Source organism: Cupriavidus oxalaticus (assembly GCF_016894385.1).
Classification (GTDB): Bacteria; Pseudomonadota; Gammaproteobacteria; order Burkholderiales; family Burkholderiaceae; genus Cupriavidus; species Cupriavidus oxalaticus.
Genome location: NZ_CP069811.1, coordinates 1,989,206 through 2,005,089, shown reverse-complemented (window position 1 = coordinate 2,005,089; position 15,884 = coordinate 1,989,206). Strand labels below are relative to the sequence as shown.

At 67.1% G+C, this 15,884-nt stretch carries 11 protein-coding genes; 4 read left to right on the top strand and 7 right to left on the bottom strand.

Annotated elements, in window-relative coordinates; translation table 11 throughout:
* Positions 1-6 precede the first annotated feature (6 nt).
* The 4 genes from JTE92_RS08730 to JTE92_RS08715 form a co-directional block, all read right to left on the bottom strand.
* Positions 7-957 carry an acetaldehyde dehydrogenase (acetylating) gene (locus JTE92_RS08730; RefSeq protein ID WP_116386916.1) on the bottom strand — a complete coding sequence of 317 codons (951 nt, stop codon included), beginning with the start codon at positions 955-957 and terminating at the stop codon, positions 7-9.
* A gap of 1 nt (position 958) precedes the next feature.
* The gene (locus JTE92_RS08725; RefSeq protein ID WP_063239843.1) at positions 959-1,783 is read right to left on the bottom strand and encodes a 2-keto-4-pentenoate hydratase; all 825 of its coding nucleotides are present in this window, start codon (positions 1,781-1,783) and stop codon (positions 959-961) included.
* A 19-nt stretch (positions 1,784-1,802) separates the two neighbouring features.
* Entirely contained in the window at positions 1,803-3,266 is a 1,464-nt protein-coding gene (locus JTE92_RS08720; RefSeq protein WP_371136887.1) for a 2-hydroxymuconic semialdehyde dehydrogenase, read from the bottom strand.
* 186 nt (positions 3,267-3,452) lie between these two features.
* On the bottom strand, positions 3,453-4,436 hold the full coding sequence (locus JTE92_RS08715; protein WP_063239845.1) for a LysR family transcriptional regulator: 984 nt from the start codon (positions 4,434-4,436) through the stop codon (positions 3,453-3,455).
* Between the two features lie 237 nt (positions 4,437-4,673).
* Between JTE92_RS08715 and JTE92_RS08710 the strand changes: the two genes are divergently transcribed.
* The 4 genes from JTE92_RS08710 to JTE92_RS08695 all read left to right on the top strand — a co-directional run bounded on the left by JTE92_RS08710 (position 4,674) and on the right by JTE92_RS08695 (position 11,045).
* Positions 4,674-5,075: a hypothetical protein gene (locus JTE92_RS08710; RefSeq protein WP_063239846.1), complete on the top strand. Its 402-nt coding sequence runs from the start codon at positions 4,674-4,676 to the stop codon at positions 5,073-5,075.
* A 211-nt stretch (positions 5,076-5,286) separates the two neighbouring features.
* Positions 5,287-6,759 carry a TolC family protein gene (locus JTE92_RS08705; RefSeq protein WP_063239847.1) on the top strand — a complete coding sequence of 491 codons (1,473 nt, stop codon included), beginning with the start codon at positions 5,287-5,289 and terminating at the stop codon, positions 6,757-6,759.
* Positions 6,760-6,761: 2 nt separating this feature from the next.
* Positions 6,762-7,922: an efflux RND transporter periplasmic adaptor subunit gene (locus JTE92_RS08700; protein WP_063239848.1), complete on the top strand. Its 1,161-nt coding sequence runs from the start codon at positions 6,762-6,764 to the stop codon at positions 7,920-7,922.
* Positions 7,923-7,928: 6 nt separating this feature from the next.
* Positions 7,929-11,045 (top strand): efflux RND transporter permease subunit, encoded by a 3,117-nt coding sequence (locus JTE92_RS08695; RefSeq protein ID WP_063239849.1) that lies wholly within the window; start codon positions 7,929-7,931, stop codon positions 11,043-11,045.
* A 1,021-nt stretch (positions 11,046-12,066) separates the two neighbouring features.
* On the opposite strand, the gene JTE92_RS08690 is transcribed toward JTE92_RS08695, so the two are convergent.
* The 3 genes from JTE92_RS08690 to JTE92_RS08680 all read right to left on the bottom strand — a co-directional run bounded on the left by JTE92_RS08690 (position 12,067) and on the right by JTE92_RS08680 (position 15,706).
* Positions 12,067-12,639 carry a class I SAM-dependent methyltransferase gene (locus JTE92_RS08690; protein WP_063241286.1) on the bottom strand — a complete coding sequence of 191 codons (573 nt, stop codon included), beginning with the start codon at positions 12,637-12,639 and terminating at the stop codon, positions 12,067-12,069.
* A gap of 2 nt (positions 12,640-12,641) precedes the next feature.
* Positions 12,642-12,995, bottom strand: a complete 354-nt coding sequence (locus JTE92_RS08685) for a hypothetical protein (RefSeq protein ID WP_063241287.1) — start codon at positions 12,993-12,995, stop codon at positions 12,642-12,644.
* A gap of 251 nt (positions 12,996-13,246) precedes the next feature.
* Positions 13,247-15,706 carry a DUF3772 domain-containing protein gene (locus JTE92_RS08680; RefSeq protein ID WP_084254777.1) on the bottom strand — a complete coding sequence of 820 codons (2,460 nt, stop codon included), beginning with the start codon at positions 15,704-15,706 and terminating at the stop codon, positions 13,247-13,249.
* Positions 15,707-15,884 lie beyond the last annotated feature (178 nt).

The window sequence follows — 15,884 nt, the reverse complement described above, 5'->3', positions numbered from 1 at the left end:
GACTCCTCAGGCTGATGCTGCCGACGTGGCCTTGGCGCCAACCAGCGTTTGCGCCAGGCGCTCGGCGCAAACCAGTGCGGCGCTGGTCATGATGTCAAGGTTGCCCGCATAGGCAGGCAGGTAGTGCGCGGCGCCTTCCACCTCCAGGAAGATCGATGTCTTCAGGCCGGTCTTGCGGCCTACGCCCGGCACGGGCACGGGCGCGTCGATACGGTCGAACTGCACGCGCTGCTTGAGGCGGTAGCCGGGGACATAGGCCTGCACGCGCGCCACCATGGCTGCCACGGCTGCCTCGATGACGTCGGTATCGGCCTCATCCGTGAGGCAGCACACGGTGTCGCGCATGATCAACGGCGGCTCGGCAGGATTGAGGATGATGATGGCCTTGCCCTTGGTGGCGCCGCCCACGGTCTCGATGGCGCGCGACGTGGTCTCGGTGAATTCATCGATATTGGCGCGAGTGCCCGGGCCGGCGGACTTGCTGGCAATGGAGGCGACGATCTCGGCGTAGTGGACCTTGGTCACGCTGGCCACCGCTGCGACCATCGGGATGGTGGCCTGGCCGCCACAGGTGACCATATTGATGTTCGGTGCGTCGAGGTGCTCCCCGGCGTTGACGCTCGGCACCACGTAGGGGCCGATGGCGGCAGGCGTCAGGTCGATCACGCGCACGCCTCGCGCCTGCAATGCTGCATTGTGGCGCGCGTGGGCGCCGGCGCTGGTGGCATCGAACGCAATGCGGATGTCACCCAGGTCCGGCATGGCCAACAGGCCGTCGATGCCTTCGGCCGTCACGGGCACGCCAAGGCGCGCCGCACGCGCCAGCCCCTCGGAGGCGGGGTCGATGCCCACCATGGCCCCCATGGCCACGTGCTTGCCGTGGCGCAGGACCTTGATCATCAGGTCGGTGCCGATATTGCCGGAACCGATGATGGCGACTTTGCAGGGTGCTTTCATGTCAGGCATTTCCTTCCTTGCTGGCGGTCCGGAACGACGCAGTCACGGCGCCCAAACCTTCGATATGTGCGGTGAAGACATTGCCCGGCCGGACCGGCACCATGGGGCCGAGGGCGCCGGTCAGGATCACGTCGCCGGCCTTGAGCGGCGCACCGACGCGGGCCATGGTATTGGCCAGCCAGACGGCGGCGTTGAGCGGGTTGCCCAGGCACGCGGCGCCGGCACCGACAGAGACGGGCTCGCCGGCGAGTTCCATGCTCATGCCACAGTTGACCAGGTCCAGCGCGGCGAGCGCCACGGGGCGCGTGCCCAGCACGAAGAGGCCGGAGGAGGCGTTATCGGCAACGGTGTCGGTCAGGCGGATATTCCAGTCGGCGATGCGGCTGCCGACGATCTCGATGGCCGGCAGCGCGAAGGCGGTGGCCCGGATCACGTCGGCAACGGTGAGCGTGGCGTGCGGCAGGTCGCGCTCCAACACCAGGGCGACCTCGGCCTCGACCTTGGGCTGCAAGACATCGCCGCAATCGATATCCTCGCCGTCCTGGCGGGCCATGTCGGCAAACAGCATGCCGAAGTCCGGCTGGTCAACGCCGAGCTGGCGCTGCACCGCCGTGGAAGTCAGGCCGATCTTGCGGCCGACCAGGCGCCGCCCGGCAGCGCGCGCGCGCTCGGTGTTGTGCTGCTGGATGGCGTAGGCCAGCGCAACCGGATCGGCGCCACTGGCGGCGGCTTGCGCAATGGCTTCGCGCACAGGCGGGCAGGGCTGGCGATGCTCGGCGGCGGACCAGAGCTGGTCCGCCGCCTGAATGAGTTCAGGATTCAGCATGCGGTCTCTCGCGATGGGCTCAGGGGTTGACGCAAATCGTGGTCAGGGAGGAGTAGAAATCGAGCGAATGACGCCCACCTTCCCGGCCGATGCCTGACAGGCGTGTGCCACCGAAGGGCGTGCGCAGGTCGCGCAGGAACCAGGTGTTGACCCAGACGATGCCAACGTCGAACTGCCGGGTCACGCGGTGGGCGCGCGCCAGGTCGCGCGTCCAGACGGAGGCGGCCAGGCCATAGCGGGAGTCGTTGACGCGCGCCACCACCTCGTCGTCGCTGTCGAAGGGAGCGATATGACAGACCGGTCCGAAGACCTCCTCCTGCACGCAGCGCGCCGAGTCCGGCAGTCCGGTCCAGATCGTCGGCTGTACGTAGGCACCGTTGTCCCGCTCGTCGCCGAAGCGCGGTACGCCTCCGCCTGTGACCACGGTAGCGCCCTCTTCACGCGCCAGCGCGAAGTAGGACAACACCTTGTCGCGATGGCCATGCGAGATCAGCGAGCCCATTTCCACGCCATCGGCGTTGGGATAATCGATCTTGAGCGCTTCGGCGCGCTCCTTCATTGCCGCCACAAACCGATCGAAGATGGGGCGCTCCACATAGACGCGCTCCGAGCACAGGCAGACCTGGCCGGTATTGGTGAAGCTCGAACGGATGACGCCCGCCACGGCCTTGTCAAAATCGCAATCGGCGAACACGACGGCAGCATTCTTGCCGCCAAGTTCGAAGGACACTTCCTTCACGCCATCGGCGACCGCCTTCATGATGGTGCTGCCGGTGCGAGACTCCCCGGTGAAAGTGATGGCGTCGATGCCCGGATGGCGCGAAAGGAATTCGCCGGCCGAGCCGCCACCGAAACCATGCACGAGATTGAAGACGCCCGGCGGAACACCGGCCTCGTCCATGACCTCGGCCAGCAGGGTCGCGCTGCCCGGCGTTTCCTCGGAGGGCTTGACCACGACGGCGTTGCCACAGGCCAGCGCCGGTGCCACCTTCCAGGTCATCAGCAGCATCGGCAGGTTCCAGGGAGAGATGATCCCGATCACGCCGTGGGGCTTGCGAACGGCATAGCTGAAGACATCTCCATCGGCGGTGCGCATGTCGAAGTATTCGCCGCCAGCCTGGCTGGCCAGTTCGGCAAACGTACGGAAATTTTGCACGCCGCGGCGGATGTCCAGGCTGCGCGCCTGGTGTTCCGGCCGCCCGGTGTCGGCGACCTCCGCCTTTACAAATGCGTCAAAGCGCTTTTCGATCCCGTCGGCGATGGCGTGCAGCACCCTGGCACGCTCGGCGGCGCTGGTCTTGCCCCATGGACCTTCCATGGCTTGGCGCGCAGCGCGCACGGCGCGGTCTACCAGCGCGGCATCGGCCTCGCAGACCTGGCCAATCGCGGCACCGTTGATCGGCGAAACGTTTGGAAAGGTCTTGGCGGCCTGCACGAAGCGACCGTCGACATAGTTTCGATACAGGTTGGGGTGGGGCAGCACAGCGGTCTCCAAGGCTTGTTTGCGTTGCAGTGTAGAGACGCCTGCCTTTCCTGAAAAATGAAACTTTCCGCCTCATGTATTCCTGTCTGGAATATATGAGGCGATGCGAACCCCGACTGACCTCGACTGTTGCCGACCAGACGTTGAGGTTCCTGCTGGAACTCCTGTTGGATGGCGTGAACTCCGCTACGAGGGGCGGCTCCGTGAGTCACTCTTTGCCGGGGGCACCATCCCCGTGGCTGCCTCGCGCAGGCAGTTTCTGAACAGTTCGACGGCCGGACCCGGCGCCCGCCCAGTGAAGGCAAAGCAGCCGATCTCGCCGAATTCGGGCAGGCCTGCGATTGGCAATACTGCAAGGAGACCGGCTTGCGCGAACTGTTGCGCTGCCGAATGCGGCATCAGGCCGACGGTCATCTGGTCCAGCATCAGGGCGACATTGGTCATCACCGAGAGCGATTCCACCACGTTCGACGGCCCCGGCAGGCCGGCCTTGTGGAACATGCGATCCGCTGTCAGCCGCAACGAGGAATCGCGCGTCGGGAGAATCCACGGAAACTCGAGCATGTCCATGAGCCCGGTCGCCGTGTGCGACGCCAGTGGATGGTGTACGCCCCCCACGGCGCAGAGCGGCTCCCGATACAAGGTCTCGGCTTCAAGCTGCGGCGACTTGGCGTGCCAGCTGCCATCTTCGGGCACGCGTCCGACGACGAGGTCGAGATCCCCGGCGATCAAGGCAGGCAGCAGCTGATCCATTTGCGCGACGCGTAGCGTCACGACCACGGCCGGCGCTTTGGCCTTGAGTAACTGGATCGCGCGCGGCAGCAGCGCGGCCGACGCCGAGATCAACGTGCCGACGAACACATGCCCGGCTGCGCCGGTTCGAAATGCATTGACCTCCTCGGTCATGTAGCGCAGTTCGGCCAGCAGCGACTTTGCTCTCTTGGCAACCAGCTCGCCGAACTCCGTCGCGCTGACACCCCGATTCCCCCGTACCAGCAAGGGCGCGCCGAGCTGATTTTCCAGTTCGTGGACCACCTTGGTCACCGCCGACTGCGTCATGTTGAGCGCTTGCGCCGCGCGCAGGATCGATCCGCTGCGCAGCACTTGCTCGAACACGACGATCTGGGAAAAGCGCAGCTTTCGGCTTAGGGAAACAGGGATCTGACTCATGGAAGTAACTGGAGGCGGCCGGGAAACGGCGATGGCAGGCTTGGACGCAACTATGCCGCGTTGGAATATCCACGGCCAGAAGATTTCAGTCCCGGCGCAGCTTCTATTGCCTCTTTCCAGGGAACGAACGTAACGATTTCCTGTCAATGGTAATCGTTACGTTACAATGCTGTACCGCAGCACGGCGTGCGCCATGGCCAAATGGTGCTTCCGCCCCGTGCTCCAAGCCCCCGACTCATGCGATTGTTGTTCCTGCTGCTGACCGCCATGTGCCTGTCGCTGCTCTCCTTCGGAGCCGTGGCGGATGCGCGCGCGTCGGTGCAGCCGGAGGTGCAGGCCAGTACCGAACTGGCCGCGCTGCAGCCGGTGGACGACCTGGGCCGCGTCATCGTTCCCGGCGACGATGGCCTGAATGACGACGACATCTGTGCAGACCCGCCGCCCGGATACTGCAATATCTGGTCGGCCGACCTGCTCGATCCGCTGGACGTGCTCGACGAGATCGAAGAGTCCAGCGCCCTCTTTGCCTTGCCGCCGGTGAAGCTGCTGCTGCCCACCGGCGACATTGCGCAGTATCCCCCTGGCCGCGCCGAGCCGCCGCCTACCGCCTTCTTCCGGCCACCGATATTCCTCTCCTGAGCGCCAGGCGTTTGCACGCCTTGCCGCTCGCTCCCGCACGCACGCGCTGCGCATGCAGCGGCCGTGCCGCGGGCCGCGCCCCCATGCCTGATATCGCCAGCCTGCCCGCGGCCTTGCCGCGCGGGTAAGCCGTTGCCGTCCTGCCGTGCCCGCGCACGCCGGGGCGCGCGGCGGCATGGCGCAGGCGTCGTATTGCTTGCATTCCGGACTCATGACAACAACCAAGCTGACCCTGATCGCGTCGCTTTCGCTGCTCGCGTTCGCCGCTGCCCCGGCCCATGCCGGCGAGCAGGGCGCCGCGCCGGCGAAGGCCGCGGGGGCAGCGGGCACCGTACCCGCCGCCCCGGCCGCACCGCTCTCCAAGCCTGCTTCGAAATCTTCCGCCTTGCTGCCCACGCCGGGCGCAGAACTGCTGGCCGCCACAACCGTGCCGAAGACAAATTCGGCACGCCCGGCCGGCCCCGCAGCCGGCCCCGCTTTCTCGCTGCCGCAACTGCTCGACATGGCGCAGTCGACCAACAAGGGCGTTGCCGCGGCCGAGGCCAACGTCGATGCCGCCAGCGCCGCCATCAGCAGCGCGCGCGCCTATCCCAATCCGCAGGTCGAGGTGATGTACGGCCGCCTGTCCGGCAAGCAGCCCGGCGTGACCAGCGGCAATGCGCCCAGCTACGCCGTGGTGCAGAAGCTGGACTACCCGCACCAGCGCAGCCTGCGCGAGGCCATGGCGTCGCGCGGCCTGGAGTCGTCGCAAGCGGCTCGGCAGGGTTTCCGCGCCGACCTCGCCGCGCGCGTCAAGACCTCTTACTACGATGTGCTGCGCCGCGAAAGCGAGCTGCATGCCGCCGAGGAAGACCTGGCGATGATGCGGCAGATCCATTCGCGCGCACGGCTGCGCGTGGAAGTGGGCGAGGCGCCGCGTTATGAACTGATCAAGGCCGAGACCGAACTGCTGGCCTCGCAGAAGAGCCAGCAGACCGCCGAGCTGCGCGTGAACCAGGCCAAGGCCGCGCTGCGCCAGCAGGTCGGCGGCGCCATGCCGGGCCAGTTCTCGCTGGCCGGCACGCTGGGACAGTCGCCGGACGTGCCGCCGCTGCCGGTGCTGCGCGACACCATGACCGCGAGCAATGCCGAGCTGGTCCAGCGCCGCACGGAGCTGGAGCGCGCCCGCCTGGGTGTCGACTACCAGCGTTCGCTGCGCTGGCCGGAAGTGGCGGTGCGCGCCAGCACCGACCGCCAGCCCGACAACAACGTCTCGCAGATCGGCCTGGTCATGACCATCCCGCTGTGGGACCGCCGCCGCGGCCCCGTGGGCGAAGCCACCGCGCAGGCGACGCAGGCGCAGAGCGCGCTGGAAATGCGCGAGTTCGAGCTGACGCAGGAACTGGAATCGGCCTACCGCCAGTACGAGATCACGCAGGCGCAGGTGACCGCGCTGGAGTCCGGCATCGTGCGCGAGGCCGAGTCGGCGCTGGGCGTGGCCGAGTCCGCCTATCGCTTCGGCGAGCGTGGCATCCTGGACTTCATCGATGCCCAGCGCGTGCTGCGCAGCGCGCGCAACGAGCTGATCGCCGCCCAGTACGAGCAGCAGCTGGCCGCCATCCAGATCGAAAAGCTCATGTCGAGCGCCCCGGGCACCACTGCCGCGCCGGGCCTGCCGCCGACCTCCACCATCGAACAGAACTAACCATGCGTCCCAATTTCCTGCTATCGCTGACGGCCGCTGCCGTCCTGACGTTCAGCCTGGCGGCCTGTTCCGACAAGCCTGAACCCGTGGCCGAGGCGCCCAAGCTGCCGCCCGGCGTGATCCAGCCGGAAGGCAACCTGCAGCAGTCGCTGAAGGTGGCGCCGGTTACCACCTCTCCGTTCAGCGAGATGCTGCGCGTGGCCGGCCGCATCGACTTCGACGAGCAGCGCGTCTCGCGCATCGGCGCCAGCGTGACCGGGCGCGTCACCGACCTGTATGCCACGCTGGGCCAGGAAGTGAAGGCCGGCCAGGTGCTGGCGCGCCTGCACAGCAGCGAGCTGGGCGCGGCGCAGATGTCGTTCCTGAAGAGCGAGGCCCAGCACGACCTGCAGGTGCGCAACGCCGAGCGCGCGCGCCAGCTGTTTGCCGCCGACGTGATCGGCCGCGGCGAGCTGCAGCGCCGCGAGAGCGAACTGGCGATTGCCTCCGCCGAGATGCGCGCCTACCGCGACCAGCTGCGCGTGCTGGGCATGTCGCAGGGCTCGATCGCCGAGCTGGCGAAGAACGGCAGCATCAACTCGCATTCGCCGGTGTATTCGAGCATCAGCGGCACCGTGGTCGAGCGCAACGTGGCGCAGGGCCAGGTGGTGCAGCCTGCCGATGCGCTCTACACCGTGGCCGACCTGTCGCGCGTGTGGGTCGTGGCCGAGGTGCCCGAGCAGCAGGCCGCGCAGGTGGCCGAAGGGCAGAGCGTGGAGATCGAGGTGCCGTCGCTGGCCAACGGCAAGGGCGGCAACACCATCACCGGCAAGCTGATCTACGTGGGCCGCACGGTCAGCCCGCAGTCGCGCACCGTGCTGGTCCGCACCGAGCTGGAGAATCGCGAGGGGCGCCTGAAGCCCGCCATGCTCGCCAGCATGCTGATCGCCGGCAAGCCGCAGGACCAGCTGGTGATCCCCGCGGCCGCGGTGGTGCGTGACGGCAACGACGAGCTGGTCTATGTCGAGATGCCGGGCAACAAGTTCCGCCTGACCAAGGTCAAGCTGGGTGCCGAGAGCGACGGCATGCGCGTGGTGCAGAACGGCGTGAAGGCCGGCGACCGCATCGTGGTCGATGGCGCGTTCCACCTGGACAACGAGCGCAAGCGCATCGAGCAAGGGTAATCGGACATGATGAAATCCCTAGTCGAAGCCGCCATCAAGCAGCGGCTGGTGGTTTGCGTGATCGCCGTGGTGCTGTTCTTCTTCGGCCTGAACGCTGCCACCAAGCTGTCGGTGGACGCTTTCCCCGATGTGACCAACGTGCAGGTGCAGATCGCCACCGAAGCCGCGGGCCGCTCGCCCGAGGAAGTCGAGCGCTTTGTCACCGTGCCCGTGGAAATGGCGATGACGGGCCTGCCGGGCCTGGAAGAGATGCGCTCGCTGAACAAGGCGGGCCTGTCGCTGATCACGCTGGTGTTTACCGATGCCACGGACGTGTACTTCGCACGCCAGCTGGTGCTGGAGCGGCTGATCGAAGTCGCCGGGCGCATGCCGGAAGGCGTGTCGCCGGTGCTGGGACCGGTCTCGACCGGCCTGGGCGAGGTCTACCAATACACGCTGGACCGCGCCGACGACGGCGACCGCGAGCTGACCCAGGAAGAGCTGGCCGAGCGCCGCATCGCCCAGGACTGGGTGGTGCGCCCGCTGCTGCGCTCGATCCCCGGCGTGGCCGAGATCAACTCGCAGGGCGGCTACGTGCGGCAATACCAGGCGCTGGTCAACCCGGAGCGGATGCGCCACTACGGGGTATCGATCCAGCAGGTGTATCAGGCACTGGCGCGCAACAACGCCAACTCCGGCGGCGGCGTGCTGCCGCACTACGCCGAGCAGTACCTGATCCGCGGCGTGGGCCTGGCCAAGGGAGTGGAGGACCTGGGCAGCATCGTGCTCAAGGAGGTCGAAGGCACCCCGGTCTACCTGCGCGACGTGGCCAACGTCACCATCGGCCATGAGGTGCGGCAGGGCGCGCTGGTCAAGAACGGCCAGACCGAGGCCGTCGGCGGCATCGTCATGATGATGCGCGGCGGCAATGCCAAGGAAGTGGTCAGCCGCGTGAAGGCACGCGTGGCCGAGATCAACGAGCGCGGCATGCTGCCCGGCAAGCTGCAGATCGTGCCGTACTACGACCGCAGCGAGCTGGTCGATGCCGCGCTGTGGACCGTGACCAAGGTGCTGCTCGAAGGCGTGGTGCTGGTGGTGATCGTGCTGTTCCTGTTCCTGGGTGACGTGCGCTCGTCGGTGATCGTGCTGGCCACGCTGGTGCTGACGCCGTTGCTGACCTTTATGGTGATGAACGAGGTGGGCCTGTCGGCCAACCTGATGTCGCTGGGGGGGCTGGCGATCGCCATCGGCCTGATGGTCGACGGCTCGGTGGTGGTGGTCGAGAACGCGTTCGAGCGGCTCGGCCACAAGGAGCCGGGCCTGACCAAGACCGAGATCCTGGTCAAGGCGGTGCAGGAAGTGGCCACGCCGGTGATCGTGGGCGTGGGCATCATCATCCTGGTGTTCCTGCCGCTGATGACGCTGTCCGGCATGGAAGGCAAGATGTTCGCGCCGCTGGCGTTCACCATCTCGATCGCGCTGGCGATCTCGCTGTTCCTGTCGCTGACGCTGTCGCCGGTGCTGTCGTCGTACCTGCTCAAGGGCGGCGCCGAGCATGACACGCGCGTGATCGCGTTCATGAAGCGCCACTACCTGCGCATGCTGCACTGGGCGCTGGGCAACAGCCGCAAGACCGTGCTCAGCGCGGTGGGCGCGTTCGTTGCCACGCTGCTGATCGTGCCGCTGCTCGGTACGTCGTTCATTCCGGAGATGAAGGAGGGCTCGATCGTTCCCGCGATCGACCGCGTGCCGAACATCTCGCTGGAAGAGTCGATCAAGCTGGAGAAGGAAGCCAACAAGCTGGTGCTGGGCGTGCCCGGCGTCAAGTCGGTGGTGTCGGGCGTGGGCCGCGGCGAAAGCCCGGCCGATCCGCAGGGCCAGAACGAATCGACCCCGATCGCCAGCCTGAAGGACCGCGACGAGTGGCCGGACGGCTGGACCCAGGACGATATCGCCAACGCCATCCGCGAGAAGCTCAAGGCCATTCCCGGCGTGCAGATCGTGATGGCGCAGCCGATCTCGGACCGCGTCGACGAAATGGTCAGCGGCGTGCGTTCGGACGTGGCGGTGAAGGTGTTCGGCGACGACCTGGACAAGCTGCGCGAGCTGGCGGGCGAGATCTCGCGCGTGGCCGGCGGCATCCAGGGCTCGCAGGACATCCGTATCGAGCGTGTCTCGGGGCAGCAGTACCTGTCGATCGAGATCGACCGCCAGGCGATTGCGCGCTACGGGCTGAACGTCTCCGACATCCACGACGTGATCGAGATCGCGATCGGCGGCAAGCGCGCCACGGACATCTTCGAGGGCGAACGCCGCTTTGCCGCGGCCGTGCGCCTGCCGGAAGACTTCCGCAGCAACGTGCAGGCGATCCGCCAGCTGCTGGTGAACACCCCGGACGGCATGCAGGTGCCGCTGCAGAGCGTGGCCAGGATCGAAGTCAACGACGGCCCGGCCCAGATCAGCCGCGAAATGGCCAAGCGCCGCGTCGTGGTGATGATCAACGTGAAGGACCGCGACCTCGGCGGCTTCGTGGCCGAGCTGCAGCAGGCCACGGCATCCAAGGTCAAGCTGCCGGAAGGCTACTACCTGGAGTGGGGCGGCCAGTTCCAGAACATGGAGCGCGCCATGGGCCACCTGAAGATCATCGTGCCGGTGACCATCGCCGCGATTTTCTTCCTGCTGTTCCTGCTGTTCAACTCGCTGCGCTTTGCCACGCTGATCATCACGGTGCTGCCGTTCGCATCGATCGGCGGCATCATCGGGCTGTTCGTCACCGGCGAATACCTGTCGGTGCCGGCGTCGGTGGGCTTTATCGCGCTGTGGGGCATGGCGGTGCTGAACGGGGTGGTGCTGGTGTCGTATATCCGTTCGCTGCGCGATTCGGGCTTGTCGGTCGACGAGGCGGTGGTGCAGGGCGCGACGCAGCGGTTCCGTCCGGTGATGATGACTGCGACCATTGCGATGCTGGGGCTGGTGCCGTTTTTGTTCTCGACCGGGCCTGGCTCGGAGGTGCAGCGGCCGCTGGCGGTGGTGGTGATCGGCGGGCTGATTACGTCGACGCTGCTGACGCTGGTGATGGTGCCGACGTTGTATCGGTGGTTTGATGATCGCAAGCCGGATCCGACTAGGGATGTGCCGGTGTAAGATTTTTGTTTTTGTTTAGGTAGTGGGACGCCCTGGGCGCTGAATGCGTGTGGGGCGTTTTTTTTGGATTATGCTGCGGCAGGCATCTGGTGGTGCTTGATATGCCCGGTTCCGCCCTAAAGGGCGGGTAACTCTTTGTCCGAGCGACAAAGAGTCACCAGAAAGCGCGTTGAGGTACGGTTCACCCACATAGGTAACAGAACAGTTCAAGCACATAGGTAACAGTTTTCTACGCTGCGTGGGTCAACGTCGGAACGCCTACGGCTGCGCTGCGCGCCGGCAGCATCTCAGGTCAAGGGCTCCGACACAGAACGCGTCGCTGCGCTCGCTTCGCGCCATCGCCGATGAGCCTACAAACCTATCCCTGCCCATTGTTTGCTCCCCTCTCCCGCCCGCGGGAGAGGGGCCGGGGGAGAGGGCCGGAGCCTCCACGAAGTGCAGCGCTTCACTCCGTGGTCACGCCGGCCCTCACCCCAACCCTCTCCCGCAAGCGGGAGAGGGAGCAAACCATCAGCAAGCTTGGCCATCAAGGGGCCGGGCACAGAACGCCCCGCTGCGCTCGCTTCGCGCCATCGCCGATGAGCCTACAAACCTATCCCTGCCCATTGTTTGCTCCCCTCTCCCGCCCGCGGGAGAGGGGCCGCGGGAGAGGGCCGGAGCCTCCACGAAGTGCAGCGCTTCACTCCGTGGTCACGCCGGCCCTCACCCCAACCCTCTCCCGCAAGCGGGAGAGGGAGCAAACCATCAGCAAGCTTGGCCATCAAGGGGCCGGGCACAGAACGCCCCGCTGCGCTCGCTTGGCGCCATCGCCGATGAGCCCACAGACCTATCCCTGCCCATTGTTTGCTCCCCTCTCCCGCCCGCGGGAGAGGGGCCGGGGGTGAGGGCCGGAGCCTCCACGAGGTGCAGCGCTTCACTTTGTAGACACGCCGGCCCTCTCCCCAACCCTCTCCCGCAAGCGGGAGAGGGAGCACACAATCAGCACGTTTGGTGCCAGCAGCCCGAACCCCAAATTCCACCCTCAAGCCACCCTCATCTCCAACCGCCTGGACCACAAATCCATCGTGAAATCCGGCTCCTGGTGATGAATATGCCGATACAGCCCAGGCTGAGAATCGATCGCATCATGCACCGCCTGCGCCGTGATCTGCTGCTCCGCGAACAGATGCCGGAAATGGCAGGCGACAATGACGCCGTCATCGCTCAATGCCCCCGCCGCAAGCGCCGCGACCTCGTGCCAGTCGGACTTCGGAAAGTAATACCCCAGTTCGGAAAACACGATCAGGTCGAACGATCCTTCGGGCCAATGCTGCGGCAGTTCCCCCGTCAGCACCTGCACGTGCGCAAACTCCGCCACGCGTTGCCGCGCCTGCCCGGCAGCGCTGTCGGCCAGCTCCATTGCCACCAGCGCATCGCAGCGCGGCGCCAGCTCGACGGTAAGATGCCCGCCGCCGCAGCCGGGCTCGAACGCGCGTGCGAAGCGTTCGCGCGGCAGCGTGGCCATCAGCAGCGCGCGCTTGCGCGCCTCGTACCAGCGCGTGCCGATGCCCCAGGGGTCGTCCTGCCGGCTGAAGTATTCGCGGTCGACCGGCATGTTCAGTAGCCGTAGTACGGCGCTTGCTGGTAGTAGCCGGACGGCTGCGGGCCGCACGGCACGTACGCGCGGTCGTAGTCGCGGTAGCAATAGCCGGGCGGCACCGCAGGCGGCGCGTACGAGACCGGCGCGGGGGCATAGGTGACCGGCGGCGGCGCCACCGCCACGGGTGCTGCCACTACCGGCGCCGAGGCCAGCGCGGCGCCGAATGCCAGGCCCACCAGCGCGCCGACGGCGAGCACCGCGCCGGCATTCGACCCGCCGCCATGATGGCGGCCGCGCGCGGACGCGGGGCCGGCGGCAACCAGGGCCACGGTCAGGGCGGCCGCGGCGACGATTCGGGTGGAGGGGCGCATGTCGGACTCCTTGTGATGCAGCTTGTGTCCCTGAATGATGGATGCAAACTGCCCGGCAAGGTGTTTCGCCGCGGAGGCCGACTTGTTAGCTTTGTAACGGGGGCTTTTTACCGGCCCGTTTTTTAACGGACCGTAATATGGCCCCTGTCCGGAACCCCTCTTTCAGGGTTCGGGCCAGCCCGCCCGGGGCCAGCGCAGGGCGGGCGCACCGATGTTCCGAGCCGGATCAGTGAGCAGCGCAGCCGGCGGCCTTATCCCGCCGCGTATGCGCGCTGCGAGGCTTCGCCGAACGGCGGCAGGTTCTCCAGCCGCAGCGATTGCGGTTCGGTCAGCGCAATGTCCGCGGCGCGCAACCGCTTGAGGATCTCGAACAGCAGGTTGCTGCGCGTGGTCGCGGCGATGCGCGGGCTGCTGACGTAGCCTGTCACCGACAGCGTGATGCCGTTGGGCGCCAGCTGGCTGAACATGACCGATGGCGCCGGCACGTCCAGGATGGACTCGTTCTCCTTGTAGACATCGATCAGCAGGTCGCGCAGCTGTTCCGGATCGGTATTGAGCGGGAACGTCAGCTGCAGCGACGCCACGCCCTGCGTGCTGTTGCTCATGGTCACGTTGCGCACGTTCTGCGAGATCAGCTGCGAGTTGGGCACGATCACGGTCGAGCGGTCGCCCAGCTGGATCTCGGTCGCGCGCACGTTGATGCGGCGGATGTCGCCCTCAACGCCGGCCAGGCTGACCATGTCGCCGACCTTGACCGGGCGCTCGGTCAGCAGGATCAGGCCCGAGACAAAGTTCTTCACGATCTCCTGCAGGCCAAAGCCGATCCCCACCGACAGCGCGCTGACGATCCAGGCCAGGTTGTCCCAGCGCACGCCCAGCAGCGACAGCGTCAGCAGTACCAGCAGCACGTAGCCGACATTGCTGAACAGCGTGATCAGCGAGGCGCGCAGCCCCGGCTCCTTGCACACCTTGGGCAGCAGCTCGGCATCGAGCCAGCGCCGCACCGAACGCAGCAGCCAGATGCCCACGCCGAGCGCCAGCACCGCATTCAGGATGCGGTCCGGCATGATGTTCAGGCTGCGCAGCTTCTCGCCGCCCAGCACCGTCAGCAGGCTGTTGAGCAGGTCAACCGGCGTGGTGCCGAAGCCTCCGGTCAGCAGCGCCACCACGGCGACCAGCAGCAGCATGCTGGCACCGATGCCCGACAGGATGGTCGAGGCCTGCTCCAGGTGCGAATCGTCGACGCCGAACAGCTGCTTGATGACGCGGCCGCTGGCGTGGTTGGTCGACAGCACGGCCTCGCACACATCGCGCGTGACCTGTGTCAGCAGGTACATGCTGCACAGCACGATGTCGAACCAGACCAGCTCATAGGTCAGGAAGCGCGCGAAGCTGATATAGCCGGCCAGCAGCGCGACCATCGATACGATCACCAGCACGGTCACGGCGGCGTGGATCATGCCGGCCAGCGTGGCGCGCGCCTCCGGGCGTTCGCCCGCGGCGGCGAGTTCATTGCGCACGCGGTTGGCGCGCAGCAGCGCCGCGCCGATGGTCAGCACCACCACCAGCGACACCAGCCCGCGGCCCAGCAGCGTGACCTGCACGCTGGTGTCGGCGATGCGGTTGATCTGCTCGAGCGTGCCGGCCAGCAGCAACAGGCCGGCCAGTACGGCGGGGAAGGGCTTCATTGCCAGCGCGACCGGATCGGCCAGCGCGGGCAGGCGCCAGCTGGGATGCCGCGTGCACAGCAACGCGCGCCCCAGCCCGACGATCAGCGCGCTGGTCAGCGTCAGCTTGACCAGCTGCGCGTAGAGCGCCATCACGTCGGGCGGCAATTCATCGCTGCGCGCGAAGGCGTGGTAGACCAGCTGCACCGCGAGACCGGTCGTGCAGACCGTCGCCAGCGTGGTCGCCAGCGCCAGCGCGCTGCGGCGCAGGCGCGTCTCGGGCAGCCGGGTCAGGCAGAACCACGCCAGCGCGCGCTCGGCCAGGCGCCGTCCCAGCGTCCATACCGCCAGCGCGAGCAGCAGCAGGGCCACCGTGGCCGCGCGCTGCGACGGCTGCCACGCCAGCTGCAGCATCGGCACCACCTGGTCGCGGAAGCCGTCCAGCCGCGCCTGGTCTTCCGGCGGCGGGCTGAACAGCGGCTGCCAGAACTGCGGGTTGAGGATGCTTTCCGAGCGCAGCGCGAGCTGGTCTTTCAGGTGGCCGCGCTCCAGCCGCGCCAGCTGCTCGCTCAGGTTGGCGATGTTCTCCTTGCTCTCGGAAGCCTGCTTGAGATGCGCGTCGAGCTGCGTGCGGCGCGTGTTCAGCTCGGCGCGCTGCTTCACCACCGCGGGGGCTTCCCTGGTGGTGCCGTCGACCGGTGGCGGACCGAGCACGTCGAGCTGTGCCTGCAACTGCTCGCGTTGTGGCGCCAGGGCGGCGCCGAGCTTGTCGGCATCGGCATCCAGCCGCCGCAGCGTCTCTTGCAGGTCATGCAGCCTGGTATTGCCGTCGGGGTCGGAGGCCTGCTGCTTGACGCTGTCCTGCTCGGTCTGCAGGCGCTTGAGTTCGGCGGTGGCCTCGGCGTGGGTCAGCGCGGGCGCTTGTGCGGCGGCCTCGGCTTCCGATGCGGTCTCTGCGGCATGGACGGCGGGCAGCGTAACCGGCATCAGGTGGCATAGCGCGGCGAGCGCAAGGCCCAGTGCGAGCCGTGAAACTTTGCTCATGGCGGATTCTCGTCGGATGGTGACGGCTTGCGGGCGCTCCGGCGGCGGATGGAAATGGCAAGGCACGGTGCGGGCAGGGCCACATGGCGCTGCGTCGCGATTCCGCTGCGGAACGGCCGGGACACCGGCGATGAACACGGGAAGGGATGGCTGCGTACCGGCCATCCGCTTCGGCGAA

Bases quoted from the DNA above. Each gene is read 5' to 3' on its own strand.
- JTE92_RS08730 (WP_116386916.1), bottom strand. From the start codon at position 957: ATGAAAGCACCCTGCAAAGTCGCCATCATCGGTTCCGGCAATATCGGC.
- JTE92_RS08725 (WP_063239843.1), bottom strand. From the start codon at position 1,783: ATGCTGAATCCTGAACTCATTCAGGCGGCGGACCAGCTCTGGTCCGCC.
- JTE92_RS08715 (WP_063239845.1), bottom strand. From the start codon at position 4,436: ATGAGTCAGATCCCTGTTTCCCTAAGCCGAAAGCTGCGCTTTTCCCAG.
- JTE92_RS08710 (WP_063239846.1), top strand. From the start codon at position 4,674: ATGCGATTGTTGTTCCTGCTGCTGACCGCCATGTGCCTGTCGCTGCTC.
- JTE92_RS08705 (WP_063239847.1), top strand. From the start codon at position 5,287: ATGACAACAACCAAGCTGACCCTGATCGCGTCGCTTTCGCTGCTCGCG.
- JTE92_RS08700 (WP_063239848.1), top strand. From the start codon at position 6,762: ATGCGTCCCAATTTCCTGCTATCGCTGACGGCCGCTGCCGTCCTGACG.
- JTE92_RS08695 (WP_063239849.1), top strand. From the start codon at position 7,929: ATGATGAAATCCCTAGTCGAAGCCGCCATCAAGCAGCGGCTGGTGGTT.
- JTE92_RS08690 (WP_063241286.1), bottom strand. From the start codon at position 12,639: ATGCCGGTCGACCGCGAATACTTCAGCCGGCAGGACGACCCCTGGGGC.
- JTE92_RS08685 (WP_063241287.1), bottom strand. From the start codon at position 12,995: ATGCGCCCCTCCACCCGAATCGTCGCCGCGGCCGCCCTGACCGTGGCC.
- JTE92_RS08680 (WP_084254777.1), bottom strand. From the start codon at position 15,706: ATGAGCAAAGTTTCACGGCTCGCACTGGGCCTTGCGCTCGCCGCGCTA.